The organism is Phytohabitans flavus, assembly GCF_011764545.1.
In the GTDB taxonomy this organism is placed as follows: domain Bacteria; phylum Actinomycetota; class Actinomycetes; order Mycobacteriales; family Micromonosporaceae; genus Phytohabitans; species Phytohabitans flavus.
The window spans coordinates 4560592-4581838 of sequence record NZ_AP022870.1 but is presented as its reverse complement, the minus strand read 5'-3'; the positions used below and the strand labels follow the sequence as shown (position 1 = coordinate 4581838).

Below are 21247 nucleotides of genomic sequence, written 5' to 3'. Positions count from 1 at the left end.
GGCGCGCTACAGCCACCCGCGCTTTCGCAGGTAGAGGTACAGGCCGAAGGCGCAGCCAGCGATCACCAGCGTGCTCACCACCCAGCCCCACTCGGTCTGGTAGCCGGGGTAGGGGAGGTTCTGGCCGAAGTAGCCGGTCAGCGCGGTCGGCACCGCGATGACCGCGGCCCAGGCGGCGAGCTTGCGGGTGGTGTCGTTGAGCGCGTTGCCCTGCTCGGCGAGGTCGGCTTGGAGCACCCCCTCGATCCGGTCGCGCAGGTGCTCCACCTCGTCGACGGTGTGGCGGGCGTGGTCCTCGACATCGCGGTAGTACGGCTCGACCCGTTCGTCGACGCTGTTTCCGTTGATGCGCATCGCCTGGCCGACCAGGTCGGGCATCGGCGCGACAGGCCGGCGGACGGCGGCCACGAGCTTGCGCAGCGCGATGCCGCGCAGCCGTACCGGCCGGGGCGCGGCACCCTCCTCCAGCAGCGCGTCCTCCACGGCGTCCATCGCACCGTCGAGGCGCAGGGCAGCCGCGAACTGGCTGTCCACGACGACGTCGAGCAGCCCGTACAGCAGGAACGAGACACCGCCGGCGGCGATCAGCGCGGCGTCGGCGTCCCACCGCTGGACGAAGGACTCCGTGTCGCTCGGTGACTTGCGCACAGTGATCAGCGCCCGCTCGGTGACGAACGCGCTGATCTCGTGCTTGGTGAGGCGCAGCAGATTACCGTCCGCTATGTCCATCGCGTACACGTTGAGGAACAGGTGCCCCGGATACCGCTGGAGCTTGGGCGCCTCGTGGTCCTGTACCGCGTCCTCGATCGCGAGAGGGTGCAGCTGGAACGGCTCGGCGATCGCCTCGAGGTCGGCCATGCCCGGGTCGTCGAGGTCGAGCCAGAGCACGGCGCGGGGGTGCGCCTCCAGCTTCTCCGGCACCTGGTCGGCGGGAAAGCCCTCGGCGATCAGCTTGCCATCCTCGTAGAGCCGGGTCTGGGTGGGGCAGGACGGTGCATTCACCTCACAACCATGGCACCGGCCGCCGATTTTCGGCACGTCCCTGACAACCGGCCGATCACCCGGGCCCGTCTCAGGGGTGACATGAGCCCAACGGAAGGGCAGAGCGATGCGGGACGGTTCGGAACAGGAGTACGTCGACTACGTCACGGCGCGGATCCCCGCGCTGCGGCGGCTGGCGTTCCTCCTGGCCGGCGACGAACACCGGGCCGACGACCTGGTCCAACAGACCATCACCAAGCTGTACGTGAAGTGGCGGCACGCGCGGGCCGCCGACAACCTCGACGGGTACGTCCGGACGATGCTGGTCCGTACGTACGTGGACGAGCGGCGGCTTGGGTGGTCGCGGGTCCGGCTGTTCCGCGAGGCGCCCGAGCCACCGGCGTTCCAGCACGACGGGATCGAGGACCGGCAGGTCGTCCGGGCGGCGCTGCGCCAGGTGCCCCGGCGGCAGCAGGCCGTGCTGGTGCTGCGCTTCTTCTACGACCTCTCCGTCGAGGACGCGGCAGCGATGCTCGGCTGCTCGACGGGCACGGTCAAGAGCCAGACCGCCCGAGGGCTGGCCACCCTCCGGCGCCTGCTCGGCGAGCGGGAGCTTGTGGGCTACTCGCGGGCTACCCCGACTTTGAACTGAGGAGCCGATAGATGCCATCCGAAATCGAGCTGTTGCGTTCGCTGGACGACGAGCCGCGCACGCCGTCTACTGTGGACGTGCAGCGCGCGATCGCCACAGGTCGCCGTCGCCGGGCCCGCCGAGCGGCCGGGTACACGGGCGCCGCGGCGATCACCGTGCTCGCCGTCGCCGGTGCGTCGGTCGTCGCGGCCGGGGTGGTCCGCGACGCCCCACCCCAGGCCGGGGCGACAGGTGCGCCGCCCACCACATCCACCACCATCGAGACGCTGGCGACCCCGCCGACAAGCTGCGTGCTCGAGCGGCTGCCCGCACCGGACGGCGCGCCGATGGCACTCGTCTCCGGTGCCGACCCGACCGGCAAGTACCTGGTGGGGCGCTCGTACCCCCGGCCCGGCGGCTACCAGGCGGTCATCTGGCACGACGGCAAGGCCACGAAGGTAATGCTCCCCGGCGACGTGGAAGAGTCCCTGAGGGACGTCAACTCCACGGGTACCGCGGTCGGCTGGAGCTACACCAGCGGCGCGGATGGCACCTACTCAGTCCCGTACGCATACCACGGCGGCAAGGTGTCGAAGCTGCCCGGGGTGACGCGCGGCTCCGCCTCCGCGATCAACGACGCCGGTGCGATCGTGGGCGACGACGATGAGGGCCACGCGCTGCGCTGGCCGTCGGTGACCGCCCAGCCGACCCGGCTGCCGGTACCCGCCGGCGTGTCCGGGGCGATGGCCGCCGACATCGACGAGGACGGCACGGTCGTCGGCAACCTCGACCACCAGCTGCCGTACGTCTGGCTCCCCGATGGCACCCATCGCCAGCTCCCGATGCCGACCCTCCACGGCGAGCCGGCCGCGACCGCCACCGCCACCAGCATCCGCAACGGCTGGGTGACCGGCACCGCCACCAACGGCCTCGGCCGCAAGGGTGACGCCGCCAAGGACCCCAGTGGCGCCGAGGCAGCCAAGGTCGTGGCGGTCCGGTGGAACGTCCGGACCGGCGAGGTCCGTGTCTTCGACGGGCTGAAGATGGGCGCGAACGCCACGAACGCGCACGGCTGGCAGGTCGGCACCGACAAGCAGGGCCGCGCGGTGCTCGTCGCCGACGACCAGGCGGTGGTGCTGCCGGCCCTGGACGTGCGGACGCCGGACGGTTTGTCCAACATCCCCAACACGGTCAGCGACGACGGCCGTACGATCGGCGGCCAGTCCGACGACCACAGCGACACGATCCAGGCAGTCGTCTGGCGCTGCCGGTAGGCGACCGCGCCGGGAGGGCCGGGCCCGCGCCGGTCCGGCCCTCTCGAATGAGTACCCGATTACGGATTTCTGGAAAGTTTGAGAAAGCGCACAGTGGGGCTTCTTTTAAGGAGCCCCTAAACAATTCCCCTTCGTACCGGAGAACGCCTGATCGTATTCTTCCCAGCGCGGAAGAAAGGTGCGTTCCCCGATGACGAGAAGACTTCGACCGGTCGCCGCCGTCCTGCTGCTCAGCGTGGTGCTGGCCGGTGGCTGCAAGGACCAGCCCACGCCCGCGGCTGCCGCCGACCAACCCCCGGCCACCGCCGAGGAGTCGGTAGAGCCGGCGCAGCTCGTGGGAACGCCGGCGGCCACCACGCCGTCGCCCTCCCCGAGCGCGAAAGCGGCGCCGCCCACGCCCTCGGCCGGCGCCCGCCCGCCGGTCAACAAGGGCGGCTGGATAAAGATCGACCAGGCGGCGCAGGCGGCCCGGACCAAGGCGTTCTTCGCCCGTAAGCCCAAGACGGTCACGGGCAACCCGGTCAAGGTGCCGGAGTTCAACGTCGGCTGCAAAGTCAGCCACCACAACGACGACGACCCGATCGTCTTCCCCTGCTGCCCGGCGCCTCGCACAACCACACCTTCTTCGGCAACAAGTCCACCGACGCGTCCTCCACGTACGAGTCGCTGATGCGCGCCACCGCGACGAGCTGCAACGTGGCCGACGACCACTCCGCCTACTGGATCCCCACGCTGCTACAGAAGGGGAAGGTTGTCGATCCCAAGGAGGTGACCGTCTACTATGGATCGCGCCTCAAGGACCCGAGCAAGACACAGCCCTTCCCGCCCGGGCTGCGGATGATCACGGGTGACGCGAGGAAGCAGACCGACACCCCGGACAAGCAGGGCAACCACTTCTGGTGCGCGGGCATCGGCGGCGAGACCGGCCGGACCGCCGACGGGCTCTTCCCGGTCTGCGCGAAGACCGCCGAGCTTGTCCGCCAGGTGACGTTCTTCGACTGCTGGGACGGCAAGCACCTGGACAGCCCGGACCACAAGGCGCACATGGCGATGGGCGACCACACCGGCGCCTGCCCGAAGAGCCACCCGGTGCCGGTGCCGTCGGTCTCGTTCGTCATCGCGTACCCGCTGAGCACCAACACCAACGGCATCACGCTGTCGTCGGGCACGTCCTTCTCGATGCACGCCGACTTCTTCAACGCCTGGGAGGACAGTCCGCTCGCGGCCCGTGTGCGCAACTGCCTCAACCAGGGCGTGAAGTGCAACTCACAAGGCAACTTCTGAATCCCCCCAAAAACAGTGGAGGCCGTCCCCGCGGACGGCCTCCACTGACTTGGCTCAGCGGGTCGCGAGCTGCCCGACCTGGTGGTCGGCCTTCCGGGCCTGGATCGCGCTGACGATCGTGGCGACGCCGTAGACGATCGCGAACAGGCCGAACAGCGTGGCGAGCGTGAGCGCACCGAGGTCCGGGCGGATAAACAGGACCACGCCGAACCCGATCGAGACCAGGCCGGTCAGCGCCCACATGGCCCGCTGCCCAGCGATCTTGTTGCCCCGGAACGCCACCACGAGGTCGACCACGCCGGTCGTGATGGCCCAGGCGCCGATCCAGATCGTGAGTACGAGCGCGGTGATGCCGGGCCACACAAGCGCGCCAACGCCCGCCACGAGCGAGATCAGGGCGAGCGCCAGGTAGCCCGCGACCGGGCCGACGCGGTCACTGCTGAACGCGCGGCCGGCGTCGGTGGCGCCGTGCACGAACGCGTACACGGCGAACAGGATGACCAGCGCGCCGACGGTGACCTGCGGCCAGGCGACCGAGACGAGGCCGATGGCGGCGGCCAGGATGCCCCGCCACAGCAGCGAGGTCGTTGCCGACTTGAACATGTCTCCTCCACAGTGGATCGTTGAGCTCTCCTGTGGAAGAGCCTCGCAGCGGGAGGGGTAGGCGGTCTGCGCCGCCAGCACGCCTTCGGCGGTAGTGCTAGCGGGTATTCACGTGTGGCGGCTAGCCGGTCCGCACCGCGACGGGGGAGAGCACCGGAAGCCGGACGTGCACGTCGGTACCGCACCCCACCGGGCTGACCACCACCATCCGGCCGCCGAGCGCCTCGACCCGGTCGTTGAGGCCCACCATCCCCGACCCGCGCCCCGGGTCGGCGCCGCCCACGCCGTCGTCGCTGACCCGCAGCTCCAGGTGGCCGTCGAGCAGCTCGATCCGGACCGCCGCCGTCGACGCCTGCGCGTGCTTGGCGACGTTGGCCAGCATCTCCGAGACCACGTAGTACGCCGCCGCCTCGATCGCCTCGTCGGGCCGCTCGGCCAGGTCGACGTCGAGCGCGACCGGCACGGGGGAGCGCCGGGCCAGGGCGCGTACGGCCGGCCCGAGCCCGGCTTCGGACAGGATCGCCGGGTGGAGGCCGCGGGCGATCACCCGGAGCTCGTCCAGCGCCTCGTTGAGCCCGTCGACGACGTACGTCAGGTCGCCCTGGATCGCGCGTACCGGCACGTCGCCGTCGAGCTGGGCCGCGCGTACGGAGAGCGCGAGCGCGACGAGGCGCTGCTGGATACCGTCGTGCAGGTCCCGCTCCAGCCGGCGCCGCGCCTCGTCCGCCGAGGTGACGATGCGGGCCCGGGAAGCGGTGAGCTCGGCCCGCACCTGCGCGTTCGAGATGGCGGTCGCCACGAGGTCGGTGAAGTTCGCGATCAGGTCGCGGGCGCCGGGGACCGGCCCGCCCGCCAGGTGCACCACGGCCACTCCCCACGGCCGCCCGTCGACCGTGATCGGCGCTCGTGCTCCGCCGTCCACCGGCACGGTCGCCCCCGCCGGCCACGCCGCGACGACGGTGGAGGCGCCGTCCGGCTCGTACCGCACCACCGCGGCGGCCCGCGCGTGCAACACCTGGCCGATCTCCGCCACCGCCGCGAAGACCTCCGCCGGAGCCACGCCCCGCGCGACAAGCGTCGCCACCCGGCGCAGGGCCGCCTGCTCGCCGGCCAGGAGCCCACGCGCCTTCTCCGCGGCGACCGCGCGCTGGACCGCCCGGGTCGTGAAGGCGCCGACAATCACGGACACAGCCAGGAACAGGACGAGCACGAACACCGTGGCGGCGCTGAGGATGCGCAGCGGGGGCAGGAAGTACCAGTCGAACGCCTGCACGCTCACGACGCCGACCGGCAGCGCGTAGAGGATGCCGGCGAAGCGCGCGACCGCCAACACCACCAACAGGAGCAGCAGACCGACAACCACACCGGGCACCCGGTCGCGGGCGGCGGCGCAGCCCAACGCGACAAGCACAAACGCCACGGCCCCGGCCACCGTCGCCAGGAGCACCTCGACCCAGAACGGCGGCCTCGACATGCCACGAAGGCTTTCATCCCCCGACCCACCCGCACAATGGGCCACCAGCCGCGCGAACCCCACCCTACGATCTGCCTACGGCAGCCGAACGATCCGAGCTACCGCGACGTCCGCGGTGGTCCAGACCGCTGCTCCCGCAGCCTCACCCTCCGCGCCTCACACCCCACCCCAACCCCGGCCCGCCCGCCCCGGCCCGCCCGGCTCGTCTGGCTTGGCCCGTCTGGCCTGGCCCGCCCGCCGGGCCCGACTCGCCCGGCCCGCCCCGGTCGGGCTCGCCCGTCCCGGCCGGCTCGCCCGGCCCGGATGTCCCGACGGACCGCCCGGCCCGACTGGCCTGGCCGGCCCGGACTCGCCCGGCCCGGGTGCCCCGACGGACCGCCCGGCCCGGCTCGCCCGGCCTGCCCCGCGCCGAGACCAGGCTGGGGTTGGTCGCCCGCCGCATTTGCTCTGCTTCCCTATAGGAGGCGTCTGCGCCGAGGCATCGGGCTTCGCGGGGTGCGTAGCCGGCCGAATCAGATTCGAGCCCTAACTCGTCCAGGAAAGCTTCGGAGTCGTCGGGGCCGGAGGCCCCAGATTTCGCGTTGATGGGATCGAATTTCCACAAAGGACGCTGATCATGGCCAATGGCCGCGGCATTCCTTGATCGGCGTAAGCGGCGTCGTAGCGCGCCACGATCGTGGCGAAAAATTGCCCCTCCAGGGGCAACAAATCGCCACGGACGGCCAGTGCACCCAACGATCAAGGGCGCGCCCCTCCGACAATGCCGGCCATTCGCGATCATCAAACCCCTTTGTGAGGACTTATGGTTGCCCTGGCGACAATAAGTCTTCCCAAAGCCCGACGAGTCAGTCTCGCCGTGATCGTTCGCCCGGAATCCGCGGTGCCGTCGGCGTGTCGTGTAGGTATCGGGCGAACGATCACCACCGAGACCACGGTCAGCGTGCGACACCAGGCGCGCACCCCACCCGCAGTGCCGTCCCGTCGGTCCTCGACCCGCTTGCTCTTGGAGCAGGCCAGCGCCCGGGGCGCCACCACCCACGAGCCGGAACAAACAGCACAAACGCTGGCGCCCCGGGCGTTGGTCCGCTCTGCTCTTGACGGATCGAGGGCCGACGGGACGGCACTTCCCCCATCCCGGAGGCCGGAGATCCCCGCCGGAGGCAAGAAAGGGGTAACCGCAAACCGGAGCCCACAGAGCGACCCACGACCTGACACCGAATCGCGAGCTTCGGAATTGGTGATGCCGGCGGCGCGGCCACAGAGAAGCGCTGGGTTGCCCGATCCGCGCGGGCTAAGCGTCCCCGGCGGCCGTGTCGGGCGGGTTGGGTTGTGGGACGCGGAGGGTGAGGCCGCGGGAGCAGCGGTCCGGACCACCGCGGACATCGCGGTAGCTCATATCTCTGTCTTGGAATTGAAGATTTGAGACTAGAAGAGCTGGAGCGAGCCGGTTTTTTGGGCGTGGCGTTCGCCGATGCGGAGGGTTACCGCGGTCAGGGCTAACAGCACCACCGACAGCGCGGCCAGCAGCGCCAGCTCGCCGCCGAGGTCGCTGGCGTCGCGGGCGTCCAGGAGGGCGCCGCGGAGTATGGCCAAGCTTGTCGTTAGGGGGAATGCTAGGCCGATCGCCTTGACCCACAGCGGCAGGGCGAAGAGCGGGAGCCTCACGCCGGCGACGAACCACAGTGGATCGTCCAGCAGTGTGTAGAGGAATGCGGAGTCGCGGGAGAACATCAGCAGGCTGTTGAGGAAGGCGCCCCAGGCGATCGCTGGCACCAGCAGGGCGGCGAGCGCGACTAGGTACATGCCGGGGTGGGCTACGTGGAGCGTGCCGGTGGCGGTGGCCGCGGCTACGGCGAAGGCGCCGAAGAGCCAGGCGTTCTGGACCAGCGCGCCGGAGCCGTTGGCGATCACCAGGGCGAGGCGGCTGGCCGGGGTGAGGAAGATCGCTTCCAGCGTGCCGCTGACCCGCTCGAACGAGAAGTGCCACGCGGATTGGACGAGCGAGAAGAAGAATGTGTACGCCAGCGCGCCGGCCGCCAGGAACGCCGCCAGCCGCTGGGGATCGGCGACAAGCGGCCAGCGCGCGGCGGCGCCGGGCGCGGCGGTCACCGGGAGGATCGTGTAGTACGCCGTGGCGAGCGTGAGCACCGGCCAGACGAGCATCGAGAAGACGACGAGCTTGGTACCGAAGATGCGCCGGTGCTGCTTGAACGCCTCGGCCACGACCACCCGCCACGCGGCGCTCATCGGGCGGCCATCGCCAGGATCGCGTCTTCGAGCGTGGGTGGCGCCACCTCGACGCGGGCTATCGCGCCACCCGCGCGTACCACAGTGGTGGTCAACTCACCGGCGAGGTCGTCGGGATGGCGGAGGGTGACCCTCGGCCGGCCCTCGGGGTCCGTGTCGTGCCGCACCTCGGCGCCGGCGCGCGCGGCGAGCTCCTCCACCGCCTTCGTCGCGTCGGGCGCGGGGGCGGTCAGGGTGAGCTCGACGCTGTACGGCAGGCGGGTCCCGGCGGTCAGCTGCGCCGGGCTGCCCGCCGCGACGAGCGAGCCGCGGTCGATGACGTGCACGTGCCGGCACAGCTGCTCCACCTCGGCCAGGTAGTGCGAGGTCAGCAGCACGCCGACACCGCTTTCGGCCAGGTCGGCGACGACGCCCCGCAGGTCGCGGGCGATCGGCGCGTCCAGGCCGAGGGTCGGCTCGTCGAGCAGCAGGTACGCCGGCGCGTTGATCAGGCCGCGGGCGATGCTGAGCCGCTGCCGCATCCCTCGGGAGTACCGCTCGACGAGCGTGCCCGCGGCCTCCCGCAGTCCGACGAGGTCGAGCAGCTCGTCGATCCGGCGCTTGAGCACGGCCCGGGGTACGTCGTAGAGCTGCCCGAAGTACCAGAGGTTCTCCCGGCCGGTCATCCGCGCGTACACCATCCGCTCGCCGCCCGCGATGAGGTTGATCCGGCGGCGCACCTCGCGGGCGTCGCGGACCACGTCGAGCCCGTCGACCGTCGCCGTACCCGTCGTGGGGCGGAGCAGCGTCGCCAGCATCTTGATGGTGGTGGTCTTGCCGGCGCCGTTGAGCCCCAGCAGGCCGGTCACCGCGCCGGGCGGGATCGCCAGCGAGAGCCCGTCGACGGCGGGCGCCGGGGCCGGCGGACGCTTGCGAAACAGGCGGCTCGGCGGCGGAAAGACTTTGGTCAGCCCGTGCGTGACGATGCCGGCGCTCATGCCGCACCGCCCCGCTGGACGGCGATCCGCTCGGCCGGCCCCAGCAGGCGCAGGCCGGCGGCGAGGTACACGGCGCCCAGGCCGGCGCAGATCAGCAGGTCCGGGAGGACCGCGCCGACCGGGGCGTGATGAAGTGCGGCGTCCCGCAGGGCGCGCAGCCCCGAGGTGAGCGGGAGCGCCTCGCCGAGCCACCGCAGCGGGTCGGGGAGCATCGCCGGCGGAAACGTGAACCCGCAGAGCAGCGCCATGCCGACGAAGAGCGTGTTCTGCGTGATGTGCGCCTCGCCGACCGTGATCATGATGGCGCTGAGCGGCACGGACAGCCCGAAGACGGCCACCCCCACCGCCGCGATCGCGCAGAGCAGCGCGAGCGGGTCGGGGGCCGGCAGCCGCACCCCGATGGCGATCGCGAAGGCGAGCATCACCGCGACCTCGGCCACCGTCGTGGTGAAGGCCTGCAAACCCACACCGACGAGGTACGGCAGGCGCCGCGCCGGCGCGAGCAGCTGGCTTTCGAGCGTGCCCTCGCGCTGCTCGGTGATCTGGGCCTTCGCGACCCACAACACCATCCGGGTGGCGAACATGAGCGCCGCCGCGCCCACGGTGACGTAGCCCAGGTAGTCGCCCGTCCCGCCGTCGGCCAGGAAACCCGCGCTGACCTGGCCACCCCCGATCGCGTGAAAGGCGAGATAGGCCAGGCCAACCGTGAGCACACCGGTGGCGACCGTGCCGATGAAGTAGGTCCATGGATACGCCCGCAGGGTCACCAGCCAGTTGCGGCGCATCGTGGGCAATGCGGTCGGCACGTCGTATCCTTCCTGGCGAGGACAGAGTGAGTTTCGAATGGAAACTTACCCCCGAGGGGGTTCGATGTACATAGGTCGTGTCGTGGACGAGACATGCGGCATCGCCAATGCCGCCGCCGTCATGGGCGACTGGTGGAACCTGCTGGTGCTCCGCGAGGTGGCCCGCGGCCGGATGCGCTTCGACGAGCTCGTCGGTGAGCTGGGCGTCTCCCGGAAGGTGCTCACCGAGCGGCTCGCCCACCTCGTCGAGCACGAGGTCGTCGCGAAAATGCCGTACCAGGACCGCCCGCCTCGGTACGAGTACCGCCTCACCCCGCGCGGGCAGGCGTTCCTCCCGGTGCTGGTGAGCATGCAGGACTGGGCGGACCGGTGGCTGCTCGGCGACGGTACGCTCAGCGCCACCGCGGCCGCCGACAGCGCCGAGGCGCTCCGCACCCGGTCACTGCCCGGCGGTACCGTCCCGGCCGGCCTCACGCTCGCCGACTCGGCCGGTGGGTGGCGGGATCCGGTGGCGGCGGACGCGGCCGTCACGGTGCTGTTCACCTACCCGTCGACCGGCCGCCCGAACCCGCTGCCCGCCGGCTGGGACCAGATCCCCGGCACGATCGGCTGCACGTTGGAAAATCGCCTCTTCCGTGACCGTTGGCCGGCCTTCACCGCCGCTGGTGTCGCGGTGCACGGGGTGAGCACGCAGCGCCCGGAGGAGCAGGCCGCGTTCGCCGCCGCCGAGGACGTGCCGTTTCCGCTGATGTCCGATGTGGACCTGCGGCTGGCGGCCGCGCTGCGCCTGCCCACCGCCCGGATCGGCCAGCAGCCCCGGCTCAAGCGCGCGGTGCTCGTGGTGGCCCGCGACCGTACCGTGCGGCACGCCATCTTCCCGGTCACCGACATCCCCGGCGCTGTGGAGGAGGCGCTCACCACGGCCACCGCGCTCGCCTGATCGGGTTCGGGCCGGGGCTGGGCGGGTACCGCTGAATGAGCGGACCAGGAGGTGGTGAAACCGTGGCGCGGTCGATCTGGAGTGGCGTGATCAGTTTCGGGCTGGTGTCGGTACCGGTCCGGATCTACTCGGCGACGCAGGAACACGAGGTGTCGTTCCACCAGTTCCAGAAAGGCACGAGTGACCGGATCCGGTACCGGCGGGTCAACGAGCGCACCGGGAAAGAGGTCGAGTTCGGGGACATCGTCAAGGGCGCGGACGTCGGCGGCGGCGAGTACGTGATGGTCGAGCCGGACGAGCTCGACCAGATCGCGCCGGGCCGCTCGCGGTCCATCGAGGTGCACGCGTTCGTCGGCCTGGACGAGATCGACCCTGTCTACTACCAGAAGTCGTACTACCTCGCGCCGGGCAGCGACGACACCGCCAAGACGTACGCGCTGCTGCGCGACGCGATGGCGGACGCCAACCGGGCCGCGATCGGCACGCTGGTGATGCGCAGCAAGGAGTACCTGGCGGCGATCCGGCCCCAGGACGGGCTGCTGGTGCTGGAGACGATGCACTTCGCCGACGAGGTACGCAATCCGCGCGACGAGCTCGCCAGCCTGCCCGGCGACACGAAGCCGCGCCCGCAGGAGCTGCGGATGGCCGCCCAGCTGATCGACTCCATGAGCAGCCCGTGGCAGCCGGCGGACTACCGCGACACGTACACCGACCGGGTCAAGGAGCTGATCGACGCCAAGAAGGAGGGCGCCGCGGTCACCCTGGCTGAGCAGGCGCCCGAGGCGACGAACGTGACCGACCTGATGGACGTACTGCGCCGCAGCGTCGACGCGGCCAAGAGCGCACGCGGTACGGCGAAGAAGGCGCCCCCCGCGAAGAAGAAGGCCGCTGCCCCCGCGAAGAAGGCGGCTCCTAAGAAGGCCGCGCCCCGCGCGAAGAAGAAAGCTGCCTGAGTACGGTCCGGCGGTGTGTCCTGGATGGACACACCGCCGGCGATGGATGGATCAGAAGAGCTTCAGCTTCCAGCTGTTGAACGTCCCGGTGTTGTACGCCGGGTTGGTGCCGTCCCAGACCCGCAGGGTCCAGGTGCCGGACGGGTCGCCGAGGTGGTTGAAGGTCCACGTGCCGTCGGCCCAGGCGCCGGTGTCGTTCCAGTTGTAGTCACGCAGTAGGTAGAACGTGCCGTCCGGGGCCTCGAGGTTGATCTTCAGCTCGCCCTTGAGCGGGTGCTCGATGTCGAGGAACGCCTGGACGTAGTGACCCGCCGGGACACCACTCGGGACGGTGACCGTCCGGGTGAGCGGGTGCCCGATCGTCGGGTCAGGAGTCGGGTTGTCGGTGAGCTGGGCCGACGCTGGCGTAGCGGTGAGGACCATGTCCCGCGGCAGCCCCACCTGGCCGGCGCCGTTGACGCAGGCCAGCCGCTGGTTTCCGGTGGTCTGGAGGTGGTAGCTGGTCAGGCACTTGCCGATCGCCTCCTGGCCGTAGTCGTTCGGGTGCAGCGATTCGGAGTACGTGCGCTGGGCGTTGCCGATGTCGTCCACATCGGACATCGAGGCCCCGTCGTCGAGGAGTGCCTTGAGCGTGTCCCAGGCGCTCGGGGTGTGCACGTCCACGAAGCGGACCCACTCGGCGCTGGCCGGGTTGCTGGCGGCCGCCGCCCGCGGACGGTACCGGCCTCGCACAGCCGGTGCCCGCCGAAGGCGTCCCGCAGGTCGATGAAGCCCACGCCCTTGTCCTCGGCGATGGACCGGGTGACGTCGTTGAGCCGGGTGACGAAGTGCTGGTTGATCCACTGGGAGTCGGCCTTGCGGACCGGGCAGTTGCGGTCGAAACCGGCGCCCTCACCAGCGATCCAGTCATCCAGCGCGGTCGGCAGGATGGCCGGGTACCCGGTGAGCACGATGCGGTACGTGGACGCCGGCTGGCCGTTCGCGCTCAGCGTCTGCCGTACCTGGTCGATCGTCTTGGCGGTGTTGTAGTAGGCGTCGGAGATGTCGTCGCCAGCCGTGGCCGCCACCTCGTCCTTGCAGTGCTGGGCGTCGTACGGCAGCGGACCGTGCGTCTTGGCCCAGTCGATCAGGCACCGCAGGGCGACGCCACCGAAGCCGGAGTCGTTGCCGCCGATCCCGATGACGACCAGCTCGACGTCGTCCGCGCTGGAGATCAGCGAGTCGAGCTGGGTCAGCTGCGGGGCGACGCCCGGGTGCTGCGCCACGCCACCGGCGGCCGCCGGCCAGATGTTCTGGCTCTTGGCCCCCGAGCAGGCGACGCTGATCATCTTGTCGACGTTGCCCGCGTTCTGCCGTACAGACGTGATCGGTGCCGTCTTCGACCGGTGACACTCGTTGGCCCAGGTGCCGGGCTCGTACACCCGGTCCGGGTTGAAGACCCACCCGCTGGACGTCTGGGTCCGGGCCTGGTCGGTCCCGTCCCGGTTTCCACCGCTATTTTCCGAGTTGCCCTGCCAACCACCTCCTTCCCCTGACGAGTAGCTGTCTCCGAGCTGGATGATCGTCCGAGGGCCCGAGCCCTCGGACGCGGTAGCGGTGCCGCCGGGCGCGACGAGCACCGAGCTGGTGAGGGCCGCGGTCATCGCCAGGCCGGCCCACCACCACTTTCGTGCGTTGCGCATCTTTCTCTCCTTGTTCGTGGTCGATGCCGCAGACCACGTTCGGAGAGCGATCTCCCATCCGACTCACAACCGGCTCGCACCGGGTTGTCGGCTAGGCGACCATGATCGCCTTCGCCGGCGCCGGGTCAGCCGCGCTGGGTGGCCAGCTTGACCAGGGCGTCACCGCTGAGCTGTGCACCGGCCTGTACCAGGTCACGGCTCTGCGGCTGGCGCACCACCTCGGCGTACGCGAGGTCGAGCTGGCGGCGGATCCATGGCGAGACCGTCACGCCGAGCCGGTCCAGCAACCGCTCCACGCCACCGAGCAGGAGGGCACCCTGTCGCAGCTGACCGCCGCCGAGCATCGTGCAGGCGCAGCCGGCCACCGCGTCGATGTTCCAGATCCACTGCCCGGTACCGCCGCTGCCGCGGAGATACGCCTGGAACGAGCTCAACGCGCCGGCGTGGTCGCCGGTCGCGAACTGGGCCCACGCGATGTTGACCTGGTAGCTGTCCAGCCCTTCCGGCGAGCCGCGCAGGTCGTCCAGCCCGCTGGTCAGTACCTCCAGCGCCAGCCCGCCGCGGCCGGCCTCGACAAGCGCCTGCGCCGCGTTGATCCGGGTGCCGGCCCGTAGCACGGGCGAGTCCACGTCGGCGAGCAGGGCGAGCGCTTCGAGCGCCACCCGCTCGGCCCGCTCGTAGTCGCAGGCGGTCGAGTGCGCCACCGCGAGCGCGCCGAGCGCCTCGGGCAGCCGCCGGGGTACCCCGGCGCGTGCCGTCTCGACCATAGCCTCGGCCCAGCGAACTACATCTGCCGCGGCGCCCCGGTCGTCGGCCAGTGCGGCGAGCAGCAGGCACCCGGTGACCAGCCACTCCGGGTCCGCTATCTGGCGCAGCCCTTCGACGCTGCTCTGGCCGATTTCCTCGGCCTCGTCGAGCCGACCAAGGTGGCGCAGGATGCTGCCTCGACAGACACCGAGGCGGGCGAGGGCGGCCGGCGAGTGGCGGAAGCGCTGGTCCAGGCGGTCCAACCAGCGCAGCGCCTCCCGGAGCTGGCCGCCCCACAACCAGTACATGTACATCGCGGTGGCCAGGTCCAGCGTCGTGGCGTCGTCCACCGGGTGCTCGATGCCGTGCCTGAGCGCCGCGAGCATGTCGGGGTAGCCGTCCTTGACGCGGGCCAGCAGCGCGTCGTCGAGCCACTGTGGATCGCGGCACAGACCACCGTAGTGGCGCAGGTGGGCAACTTCGGCCGCGGTCCGCTCGTCCGCGTCCCGCGCGCCCTGCTCCAGGTACGCCCCGATCAGCCGTGGGACGGAGTAGCGGATGCCCGTGTCGGCCCGGTGCAGGCGCAGCAGGCCCAGGGCCACCAACCGGTCGAACGGCTCCCCGTCGCCGCCGCATACCGCCCGCGCCGCCGCCGCGTCGAACTCACCCGCGAACACGCAGCTCATCCGGAGCACGCGCCGCTGCTCGGGGCTGAGCCGCTCGTAGCTCCACCGGATCGCCGCTTCAAGCCCGTCCGGCTCTTTCTCGCTGCCTATCACGCGGGCGAATGCCTGGCGCAGGCCGTCGAAGACCTCGTCGATCGACCTGAAGCGGGCGAGTGCGGCGGCCAGCTCGATCGCCAGTGGTAGGCCGTTGAGCTGCCGGCAGAGCGTGCCGATCTGCTCGGGTGTGCCCGACGCGCGGACCGAACGGTCCGCGACCCGATCGAGGAACAGGGCCGCCGCCGGGGACGCCAGGATGTCGTTCGCCTCCGCGTCCGCGTCCGGCACGCCGAGCGGCCCCACCGGGTACTCGGTCTCGCCCGCCACGCCGAGCCGCTCGCGGCTGGTGACCACGGCCGCGACGTTGGGACACCGCGCGAGCACGGCGACCAGGAAGGCGGCCGCGGGAAGTACCTGCTCGAAGTTGTCGACCACCAGCAGCAAAGCGCGGTCGCCGACGCCGGCCCCCAGGTCGGTGACCGGGTCGTCCGAGGCGACGCTGATGCCCAACCCCCGCGCGAACGCCGTGGGCACGTCCTCGGGCGCGGTGACCGTCGAGAGGTCCACGAACGCGCAGTCGCCGCCCCACTTGCGCGTCGCCACCTCGACCGCCAGCCGAGTCTTACCCACGCCGCCCGGACCGGTGAGGGTGACCAGCCGATGACCTCGCCCCACGAGCTGCGCGAGGTCGTCCACGTCCGCCTCCCGCCCGACGATCGGCGAGACCGGCTCCGGCACCGGAGTGACGGCCAGCGGCTGGGGGACAGCGGCCTCCGGCTCCTCCTCGGCGACCGGGCTGGCGTCAACCGGCCCGCGCAGCAGCCGCCGGTACTCGGCCTCGACGGCAGGGGAGGGATCCAGCCCGGTCTCGGCGGCGCACCGCGTGCGGTACTCGTGGAACTGCTCCTGCGCCGCCGAGACGTCGCCGCCCGCGGCCACCGCCCGGATCAGCAGGATCCGCGTCCGCTCGCGCAGGGGCGCTTCAAGGACGGCTCGTCGCAGGTACGGCACGGCTGTCAACGGGTCGCCGGCACCGATCAACCGCGCGGCCGCACGCTCCACAAGCGACAACTTCAGCTCGACGAGCCGGCCGGCCTCGTGCCGGAGCGGAGGGATGTCGTGCAGGCCCAGGAACGGCTCACCCCGCCACAGGCCGAGCGCCGCGTCCAGCAACGCCGGCACCTGCGCGGGCGGCGCCTCGTCGATCGACTTGTCTCGGGCGAGCCGCTCGAAGGCCACCGCGTCGAGGTCGCCCAACAGCAGGTAGCCGGGATCCCGCCGCTCAACCCGCAGGCCGGTCGCCGACAGGGTGCGCCGCAGGCGGAACACTTGATTATGCAAGGCCGGGCCTGGACCACGCGGCGGCTGCTCAGGCCACAACAGCTCGATCAGCCGGCTCGCCGCGATGACCTTGCCGGCCTCGGCCGCCAACAGCGCGGCAAGCGCCACCTGCCGCCGCCCACCCAGCGGCACAGGCAAGCCTTCAGGCCCGAGCAGCTCGACCGGCCCGAGAACAGACAGCCGCACGCCGGGACTCTAGCGCGACGCCACCGTTTCCCGCCTTCGAAAATCGACCCGCTCGCGCCCGCGCGAGGAGTACCGGCGCCCCGGTGGCTTTGGCAGACTGCGCTCGTGCGGCAGTCAACGACAGGTGGCAAACATCGGCTTTGGGCCATTCTCCCCGCCGTCGTCGCGCAGGTGCTGGGCTGGGCGTCGGTTGCCGGCGCCTACCTGCTTGTATTGCCGTGGTTCGGAGTCATCTCGCCGGTCACCTGGTTGGCGACGTCGACAGCCTGGCTATATCTGATCGCGAGGCCCAGCGCGGCGGCGGTTGCCTTGGCCATCACCCGGCGATGGGGACTGGCCGCTCTGATGTGCGTCTTGGTCGTGGTCGCCGCGACTGGGCTGCGAAGCATCGGCACGACGCAGCTGACCCCGCGCAGCCATTTTCACCATCACCGCAGTGACCTGGCGGCACTGGCCGCCGAATACCGGCGTGGATCCATCACCGGTTTCACTGACCTGCCACGACGGATGCGGTGGCTATCCGCCGACGGCCGGGCCCACGCACAATGCTGGACCGTCGACCGCGCGAGGGACCGCAAGCAATGCGTGCTCTACTTGCGGATCTGGCAGAACTGGCGCGCCGAGAGTGGAGTCGGCTTCGCCTACTTTTCTGAACCCCCAGTCCCCGAGGTATACATCGCCACGGCCTCCGGCGACCTGGGCGTACCTGCCTACGAGCTGGGCGACGGCTGGTGGTGGATCGAATGAGCCCGTCCGATCGGTCACCCGCTCGCGCCCGTGCGAGGTGTACCTAACGCGCACGTTGCTCGCGCAGCATGGCGACCGACTTGGCGACCCGGCTGGCTCGGGTGTCAGCCTTCTTGGCCGAGGTGACCTGGGTGACGTGCCACAGTTGCTTGCTGTACGAGAGGGTGTCCCAGAATGCCTTGGCGGCCGGGTCGGAGGCCAGAGCCGCCGCCAGGTCGTCCGGCATCTCCACCTCGCGCGGTGCGGTGTCGATTTCCACCTCGATGTCGAGCACGTCGCCGGCCTGTACGCCCGCGGCCTGCCGGCGTTCGGCGCTTACGCCGAGCAGGTACCTGTCGCCCATCCGGGCGATGGAGGTGCGGAAACGGTGCCCTTTGACCGTCACGGCAACCTTGGGGTGCCTCCCGCCACCGAGCGCGTCGACAAGTTCCTCAGGCACCTCGAAGCCGGCTGTCGTGCCGCCAGTCGCCTGGAGCTCCGCGCGAAACCTCATGACACGTTCCCTTCCTTTGGCCAGCGTCAGCAGGTCAGACCGGCCAGCCGGCGAAAACTCATCGGCCACCGACGCGGAACGCCACGCGGGAAGATCTGGCACCGCGCGTGCGCCGGGGACAATCAGCGCCATGACCGGGTACGACGGGGTGACTTATCAGGAAGAAATCGTGCTCCAACCGCTGGAGGACTCGCCGCTACCGCTCTGGGAGATCGCCGAGGACTTCGTGCGGGCCGCGGTCGGCGAGCCACCGGCGCCGCAGGCGGTTGCCGAGATCCTTGCGCCCGCGCTGACCTCCCTGGCAACCCATGGCCTGATCGAGGTACGTCGCTTTGACGTCTGGCCGGCACCATGGGAGGCGGGAGTGCCTGTGGATCCCGACCGCCTTCTGCACGAGAGCCAGCATGCCGAGGCCTGGTCCCGTGGCCGGACTCACGACCTGTTGGCCGCCCACATCACCGAGGTCGGGATCAGGTGGCTCTAAAGAGCTTTCGGAGTCGGTCATTGGGCCTGTCCGCAGTCTCTCTGCGGATCTGCTTCGCGTCGGGATTTGAGGCGCCGCGATGTCCGTCGCCGTGTCGCGAGAGGGGCCTTTGTGAGGACTTGTGGTTGCCCTGGCAGCAACAAGTCCTCACAAAGCCCGACGAACCAATTGCGCGGAGGGCTCTGGTGATCGTTCGCCCAGAATCCGCGGCCCTGTCGGCGTGTCGTGTAGGTATCAGGCGAACGATCACCACCGCGTGCGACACCAGGCGCACCCCCACGGCACATCCCCCATCCCGGGAGGCCGGAGATCCCCGCCGGAGGCAAAGAAGGCGAGCCCCACAGCACGATCCCAGCGCCTTGATACCAAGATCTCTAGATCCAGGCGCTGCGCCTTTGTGAACACCTACCGTTGCTATGGCAGCGGAAAACGTTCACAAAGGCGCGCTGTGCCGGAGCGTCGTGGCCGACCCGCGACAGCGTCTCGCCGGACGGGGGCGACCACCGCCGTCCGGCGAGAGCGCGGATCGGTCACCGGGCGCGTTTGAGGATCGTGATGAGCACGCCCTCGCCGACCGTGAGCGTTTCGGTGAGTTTCCAGGCTGTCTTGTCGGGGGTTTCGCCGAATAGGCGGCGTCCCGTGCCGAGGATGACCGGAAACGTCATGAGGTGGAGTTCGTCGACGAGGTCGCGTTCGAGCAGCCCCTGCACCAGCTCGATGCTGCCGGCCACCGAGATGTCGCCGGCCACCTCCTCCCGGAGCCGGGTCACCTCGTCCGTCAGGTCGCCGGGGAGCACGCGCGTGTTGTTCCACTGTGGATCGGTGAGCGTGCGCGAGACGACGTACTTGGGCATGCTGTTGTACTTGTCGGCGAGCTCGCCTTCGTATTCCGGCCAGGCTGACGCGAACCCCTCGTAGGTGCGGCGGCCGAGCAGCAGCGCGTCGGCGCTGAAAGCCTCGTCGGTCTTGAACTTTTCGCCCTCTTCGCCGCGGTCGAACTCGAAGCTCCAGTTCGCGTACTTGAAGTCCTCGCCGCCGGGTGCCTCGACCACGCCGTCCAGCGAGATGAACTCGGTGACCACGATGCGTCCCATGCTGGCGCTCACCTCGCGAAGGCGCGCAGTTCGGCGGCGAGTACCGCGGGGGGCGCGCTGTGCTGCTCGCCCTCGACCTGCCGCAGCGTTGCGGTCGGCAGCAGTTCGGCGAGCGCTCGGGCGGCCGGAATCATCGCCGGGAACGTGTTGGTGCCGTGCATCACCAGCGTGGGCACGGTGACGGCGGCCCAGCGGTCGCGGGGGAGTGGGTTGCCCGACATCGTGGTCCCCATGATCCGGCCGTCGTACGCGATGGTCGGTGCGACCGCCTCCAGTACCGGCCAGAATTCGCTCTCCCGGATCCCGGCGAGGTCCTCCGGCGCCGCGCCGGCCGCGTCGGTCATGAAGATCGCGGCTGCGTCGCCGGGGCGGCCGGCGGCCACGGCGGCGTCGAGGCGTTCCACGTAGTCGGCGGGGAGCGGCGGCCGGCTGTCGTCGACGACGAACGGCGGCTCGAAGAGCACCAGCCGCTTGATCTTCAGCCCGGCCGCGGCGGCGTCGAGTGCCAGTACCGCGCCGGAGGACCAGCCGAACACGGTCGCAGGCGCGCCCGCGACCTCGATGAGCGCGGCGATGTCCTCGATCTCGCGTTCGATCGCGTACGGCGCGGTGTCCGTGCTGTCCCCGCGCCCGCGCCGGTCGTACGCGTAGGTGCGGAAGGCGCCGTCCAGCAGCCCGCCGAGTTCCGCGTTGATCGGGTTGATCGCGGGGTACGCGGTGGCCCCGTCGATGATGACGAGGGGCTCGCCCTCGCCCCACGCGTCGAATGCGATCACGGTGCCGTCGGCGGAGACGGCGGCCGCGCGAGCGTTCTCGGTCATTGCTCTCCCTTTCTCATAGCGATGCCGCCAGGCTATGAGCGCGGGAGGTCCTCGATCTTGTACAGAAGCGACAGGGGCTGTCCGGCCTGCTCCGGGCGGCGCAGCTCGGTCGCCGTACGGCCGATGAAGCGCTGGAGTGAGCGGGCGAGGTGCGGCTGGTCGTAGTAGCCGAGCCGGTCGACAACGTCGAGCGGCGCGAGTCCCTCGCCGAGCAGGATCGCGGCCTGGCGGGCGCGCTCGATCTGCCGAATGCCGCCCTGCGTGAGCCCGGTCGCCGCGGCCACGCGGCGTTGCACCGAGCGGGTACCCACGTCGGGGAGTCCGCCGGCGACCACCTCGTCGACGAGCGGGTCGCGCACGACGACGCCCTCCCGCACGAGCCGCCCGACGAACTGCTCCGCGCTGTCGAAGTCGGGGATCAGCCACTCGTCGCCGCGCAGCACGAAGCGGGTCGCGGTGGCGTGCGGGCTCTCCAGCGCCGAGTCGACGAGGCGGGCCGGCGGCAGGTGTGGCATCGAGGAGCCGTGCGCGAACGTGACGCCCCACGACTCCGCCCCCTCGGCCACGTCGACGCTGGAGATCGTCGTCTCGGGGCCGCGCGCGGCGGCGTGGACCTGACCCTGGTACCGCCAGAACACGAGCTCCCAGTTGGAGGTGGCGACCGAGGTCATCCGCGCGACGCCGGACGCGCGGCTGCGCCACACCCGGTGGATGTACGGCGAGTCCGACGGCCGGTCCTCGTTCTCAAGCGGCATCCCGC

The 21247-nt window shown here is 70.7% G+C and carries 21 protein-coding genes; 8 read left to right on the top strand and 13 right to left on the bottom strand.

The features are described 5' to 3' along the window. Nucleotides 1-6 precede the first annotated feature (6 nt). Nucleotides 7-1002: a magnesium transporter CorA family protein gene (locus Pflav_RS19985; RefSeq protein WP_173037509.1), complete on the bottom strand. Its 996-nt coding sequence runs from the start codon at nucleotides 1000-1002 to the stop codon at nucleotides 7-9. A 106-nt stretch (nucleotides 1003-1108) separates the two neighbouring features. Between Pflav_RS19985 and Pflav_RS19980 the strand changes: the two genes are divergently transcribed. From Pflav_RS19980 to Pflav_RS19970, 4 genes are all read left to right on the top strand, one after another. Further along, on the top strand, nucleotides 1109-1633 hold the full coding sequence (locus Pflav_RS19980) for a SigE family RNA polymerase sigma factor (protein WP_173037508.1): 525 nt from the start codon (nucleotides 1109-1111) through the stop codon (nucleotides 1631-1633). A gap of 11 nt (nucleotides 1634-1644) precedes the next feature. Continuing rightward, nucleotides 1645-2886 carry a hypothetical protein gene (locus Pflav_RS19975; protein ID WP_173037507.1) on the top strand — a complete coding sequence of 414 codons (1242 nt, stop codon included), beginning with the start codon at nucleotides 1645-1647 and terminating at the stop codon, nucleotides 2884-2886. Nucleotides 2887-3076: 190 nt separating this feature from the next. Continuing rightward, nucleotides 3077-3556 (top strand): hypothetical protein, encoded by a 480-nt coding sequence (locus tag Pflav_RS45910; protein ID WP_232071654.1) that lies wholly within the window; start codon nucleotides 3077-3079, stop codon nucleotides 3554-3556. Beyond that, on the top strand, nucleotides 3478-4170 hold the full coding sequence (locus Pflav_RS19970; protein ID WP_332107878.1) for a DUF1996 domain-containing protein: 693 nt from the start codon (nucleotides 3478-3480) through the stop codon (nucleotides 4168-4170). The genes Pflav_RS45910 and Pflav_RS19970 overlap by 79 nt, the downstream gene beginning before the upstream one ends. A gap of 54 nt (nucleotides 4171-4224) precedes the next feature. On the opposite strand, the gene Pflav_RS19965 is transcribed toward Pflav_RS19970, so the two are convergent. The 5 genes from Pflav_RS19965 to Pflav_RS19945 all read right to left on the bottom strand — a co-directional run bounded on the left by Pflav_RS19965 (nucleotide 4225) and on the right by Pflav_RS19945 (nucleotide 10277). After that, nucleotides 4225-4773 carry an HdeD family acid-resistance protein gene (locus Pflav_RS19965; RefSeq protein WP_173037506.1) on the bottom strand — a complete coding sequence of 183 codons (549 nt, stop codon included), beginning with the start codon at nucleotides 4771-4773 and terminating at the stop codon, nucleotides 4225-4227. A gap of 121 nt (nucleotides 4774-4894) precedes the next feature. Beyond that, entirely contained in the window at nucleotides 4895-6247 is a 1353-nt protein-coding gene (locus tag Pflav_RS19960) for an ATP-binding protein (RefSeq protein WP_173037505.1), read from the bottom strand. 1425 nt (nucleotides 6248-7672) lie between these two features. Continuing rightward, nucleotides 7673-8494 (bottom strand): ABC transporter permease, encoded by an 822-nt coding sequence (locus tag Pflav_RS19955; RefSeq protein ID WP_173037504.1) that lies wholly within the window; start codon nucleotides 8492-8494, stop codon nucleotides 7673-7675. After that, on the bottom strand, nucleotides 8491-9471 hold the full coding sequence (locus Pflav_RS19950) for an ABC transporter ATP-binding protein (protein ID WP_173037503.1): 981 nt from the start codon (nucleotides 9469-9471) through the stop codon (nucleotides 8491-8493). Before Pflav_RS19950 ends, Pflav_RS19955 begins: the two co-directional genes overlap by 4 nt. Next, complete coding sequence (locus tag Pflav_RS19945; RefSeq protein WP_173037502.1) at nucleotides 9468-10277, bottom strand: ABC transporter permease; 810 nt, start codon at nucleotides 10275-10277, stop codon at nucleotides 9468-9470. Before Pflav_RS19945 ends, Pflav_RS19950 begins: the two co-directional genes overlap by 4 nt. 82 nt (nucleotides 10278-10359) lie before the next feature. Between Pflav_RS19945 and Pflav_RS19940 the strand changes: the two genes are divergently transcribed. Continuing rightward, nucleotides 10360-11217 (top strand): winged helix-turn-helix transcriptional regulator, encoded by an 858-nt coding sequence (locus tag Pflav_RS19940; protein WP_232071653.1) that lies wholly within the window; start codon nucleotides 10360-10362, stop codon nucleotides 11215-11217. Nucleotides 11218-11279: 62 nt separating this feature from the next. Further along, complete coding sequence (ku, locus tag Pflav_RS19935; RefSeq protein WP_173037500.1) at nucleotides 11280-12170, top strand: non-homologous end joining protein Ku; 891 nt, start codon at nucleotides 11280-11282, stop codon at nucleotides 12168-12170. A 51-nt stretch (nucleotides 12171-12221) separates the two neighbouring features. Here ku and Pflav_RS19930 read toward each other — a convergent pair whose 3' ends face one another. The 3 genes from Pflav_RS19930 to Pflav_RS19920 all read right to left on the bottom strand — a co-directional run bounded on the left by Pflav_RS19930 (nucleotide 12222) and on the right by Pflav_RS19920 (nucleotide 16848). Continuing rightward, on the bottom strand, nucleotides 12222-12770 hold the full coding sequence (locus tag Pflav_RS19930) for a proprotein convertase P-domain-containing protein (protein WP_173037499.1): 549 nt from the start codon (nucleotides 12768-12770) through the stop codon (nucleotides 12222-12224). After that, entirely contained in the window at nucleotides 12674-13852 is a 1179-nt protein-coding gene (locus tag Pflav_RS19925) for a GDSL-type esterase/lipase family protein (RefSeq protein ID WP_173037498.1), read from the bottom strand. Before Pflav_RS19925 ends, Pflav_RS19930 begins: the two co-directional genes overlap by 97 nt. A gap of 125 nt (nucleotides 13853-13977) precedes the next feature. Next, entirely contained in the window at nucleotides 13978-16848 is a 2871-nt protein-coding gene (locus Pflav_RS19920; protein WP_173037497.1) for an ATP-binding protein, read from the bottom strand. 105 nt (nucleotides 16849-16953) lie between these two features. On the opposite strand from Pflav_RS19920, the gene Pflav_RS19915 reads away from it, so the two are divergent. Then, nucleotides 16954-17595 carry a hypothetical protein gene (locus tag Pflav_RS19915; protein WP_173037496.1) on the top strand — a complete coding sequence of 214 codons (642 nt, stop codon included), beginning with the start codon at nucleotides 16954-16956 and terminating at the stop codon, nucleotides 17593-17595. A gap of 43 nt (nucleotides 17596-17638) precedes the next feature. Here the strand turns inward: Pflav_RS19915 and Pflav_RS19910 are convergent, their stop codons facing one another. After that, entirely contained in the window at nucleotides 17639-18088 is a 450-nt protein-coding gene (locus Pflav_RS19910) for a YdeI/OmpD-associated family protein (RefSeq protein ID WP_173037495.1), read from the bottom strand. 130 nt (nucleotides 18089-18218) lie between these two features. Between Pflav_RS19910 and Pflav_RS19905 the strand changes: the two genes are divergently transcribed. Next, the gene (locus Pflav_RS19905) at nucleotides 18219-18572 is read left to right on the top strand and encodes a hypothetical protein (RefSeq protein WP_173037494.1); all 354 of its coding nucleotides are present in this window, start codon (nucleotides 18219-18221) and stop codon (nucleotides 18570-18572) included. A gap of 530 nt (nucleotides 18573-19102) precedes the next feature. On the opposite strand, the gene Pflav_RS19900 is transcribed toward Pflav_RS19905, so the two are convergent. The 3 genes from Pflav_RS19900 to Pflav_RS19890 are packed head-to-tail and all read right to left on the bottom strand — an operon-like array spanning nucleotide 19103 to nucleotide 21242. After that, the gene (locus Pflav_RS19900) at nucleotides 19103-19666 is read right to left on the bottom strand and encodes a dihydrofolate reductase family protein (protein WP_173037493.1); all 564 of its coding nucleotides are present in this window, start codon (nucleotides 19664-19666) and stop codon (nucleotides 19103-19105) included. A gap of 8 nt (nucleotides 19667-19674) precedes the next feature. After that, nucleotides 19675-20487, bottom strand: a complete 813-nt coding sequence (locus tag Pflav_RS19895; RefSeq protein WP_173037492.1) for an alpha/beta fold hydrolase — start codon at nucleotides 20485-20487, stop codon at nucleotides 19675-19677. A gap of 32 nt (nucleotides 20488-20519) precedes the next feature. Continuing rightward, nucleotides 20520-21242, bottom strand: a complete 723-nt coding sequence (locus Pflav_RS19890) for an AraC family transcriptional regulator (RefSeq protein ID WP_173037491.1) — start codon at nucleotides 21240-21242, stop codon at nucleotides 20520-20522. Between the last annotated feature and the right edge of the window lie 5 nt (nucleotides 21243-21247).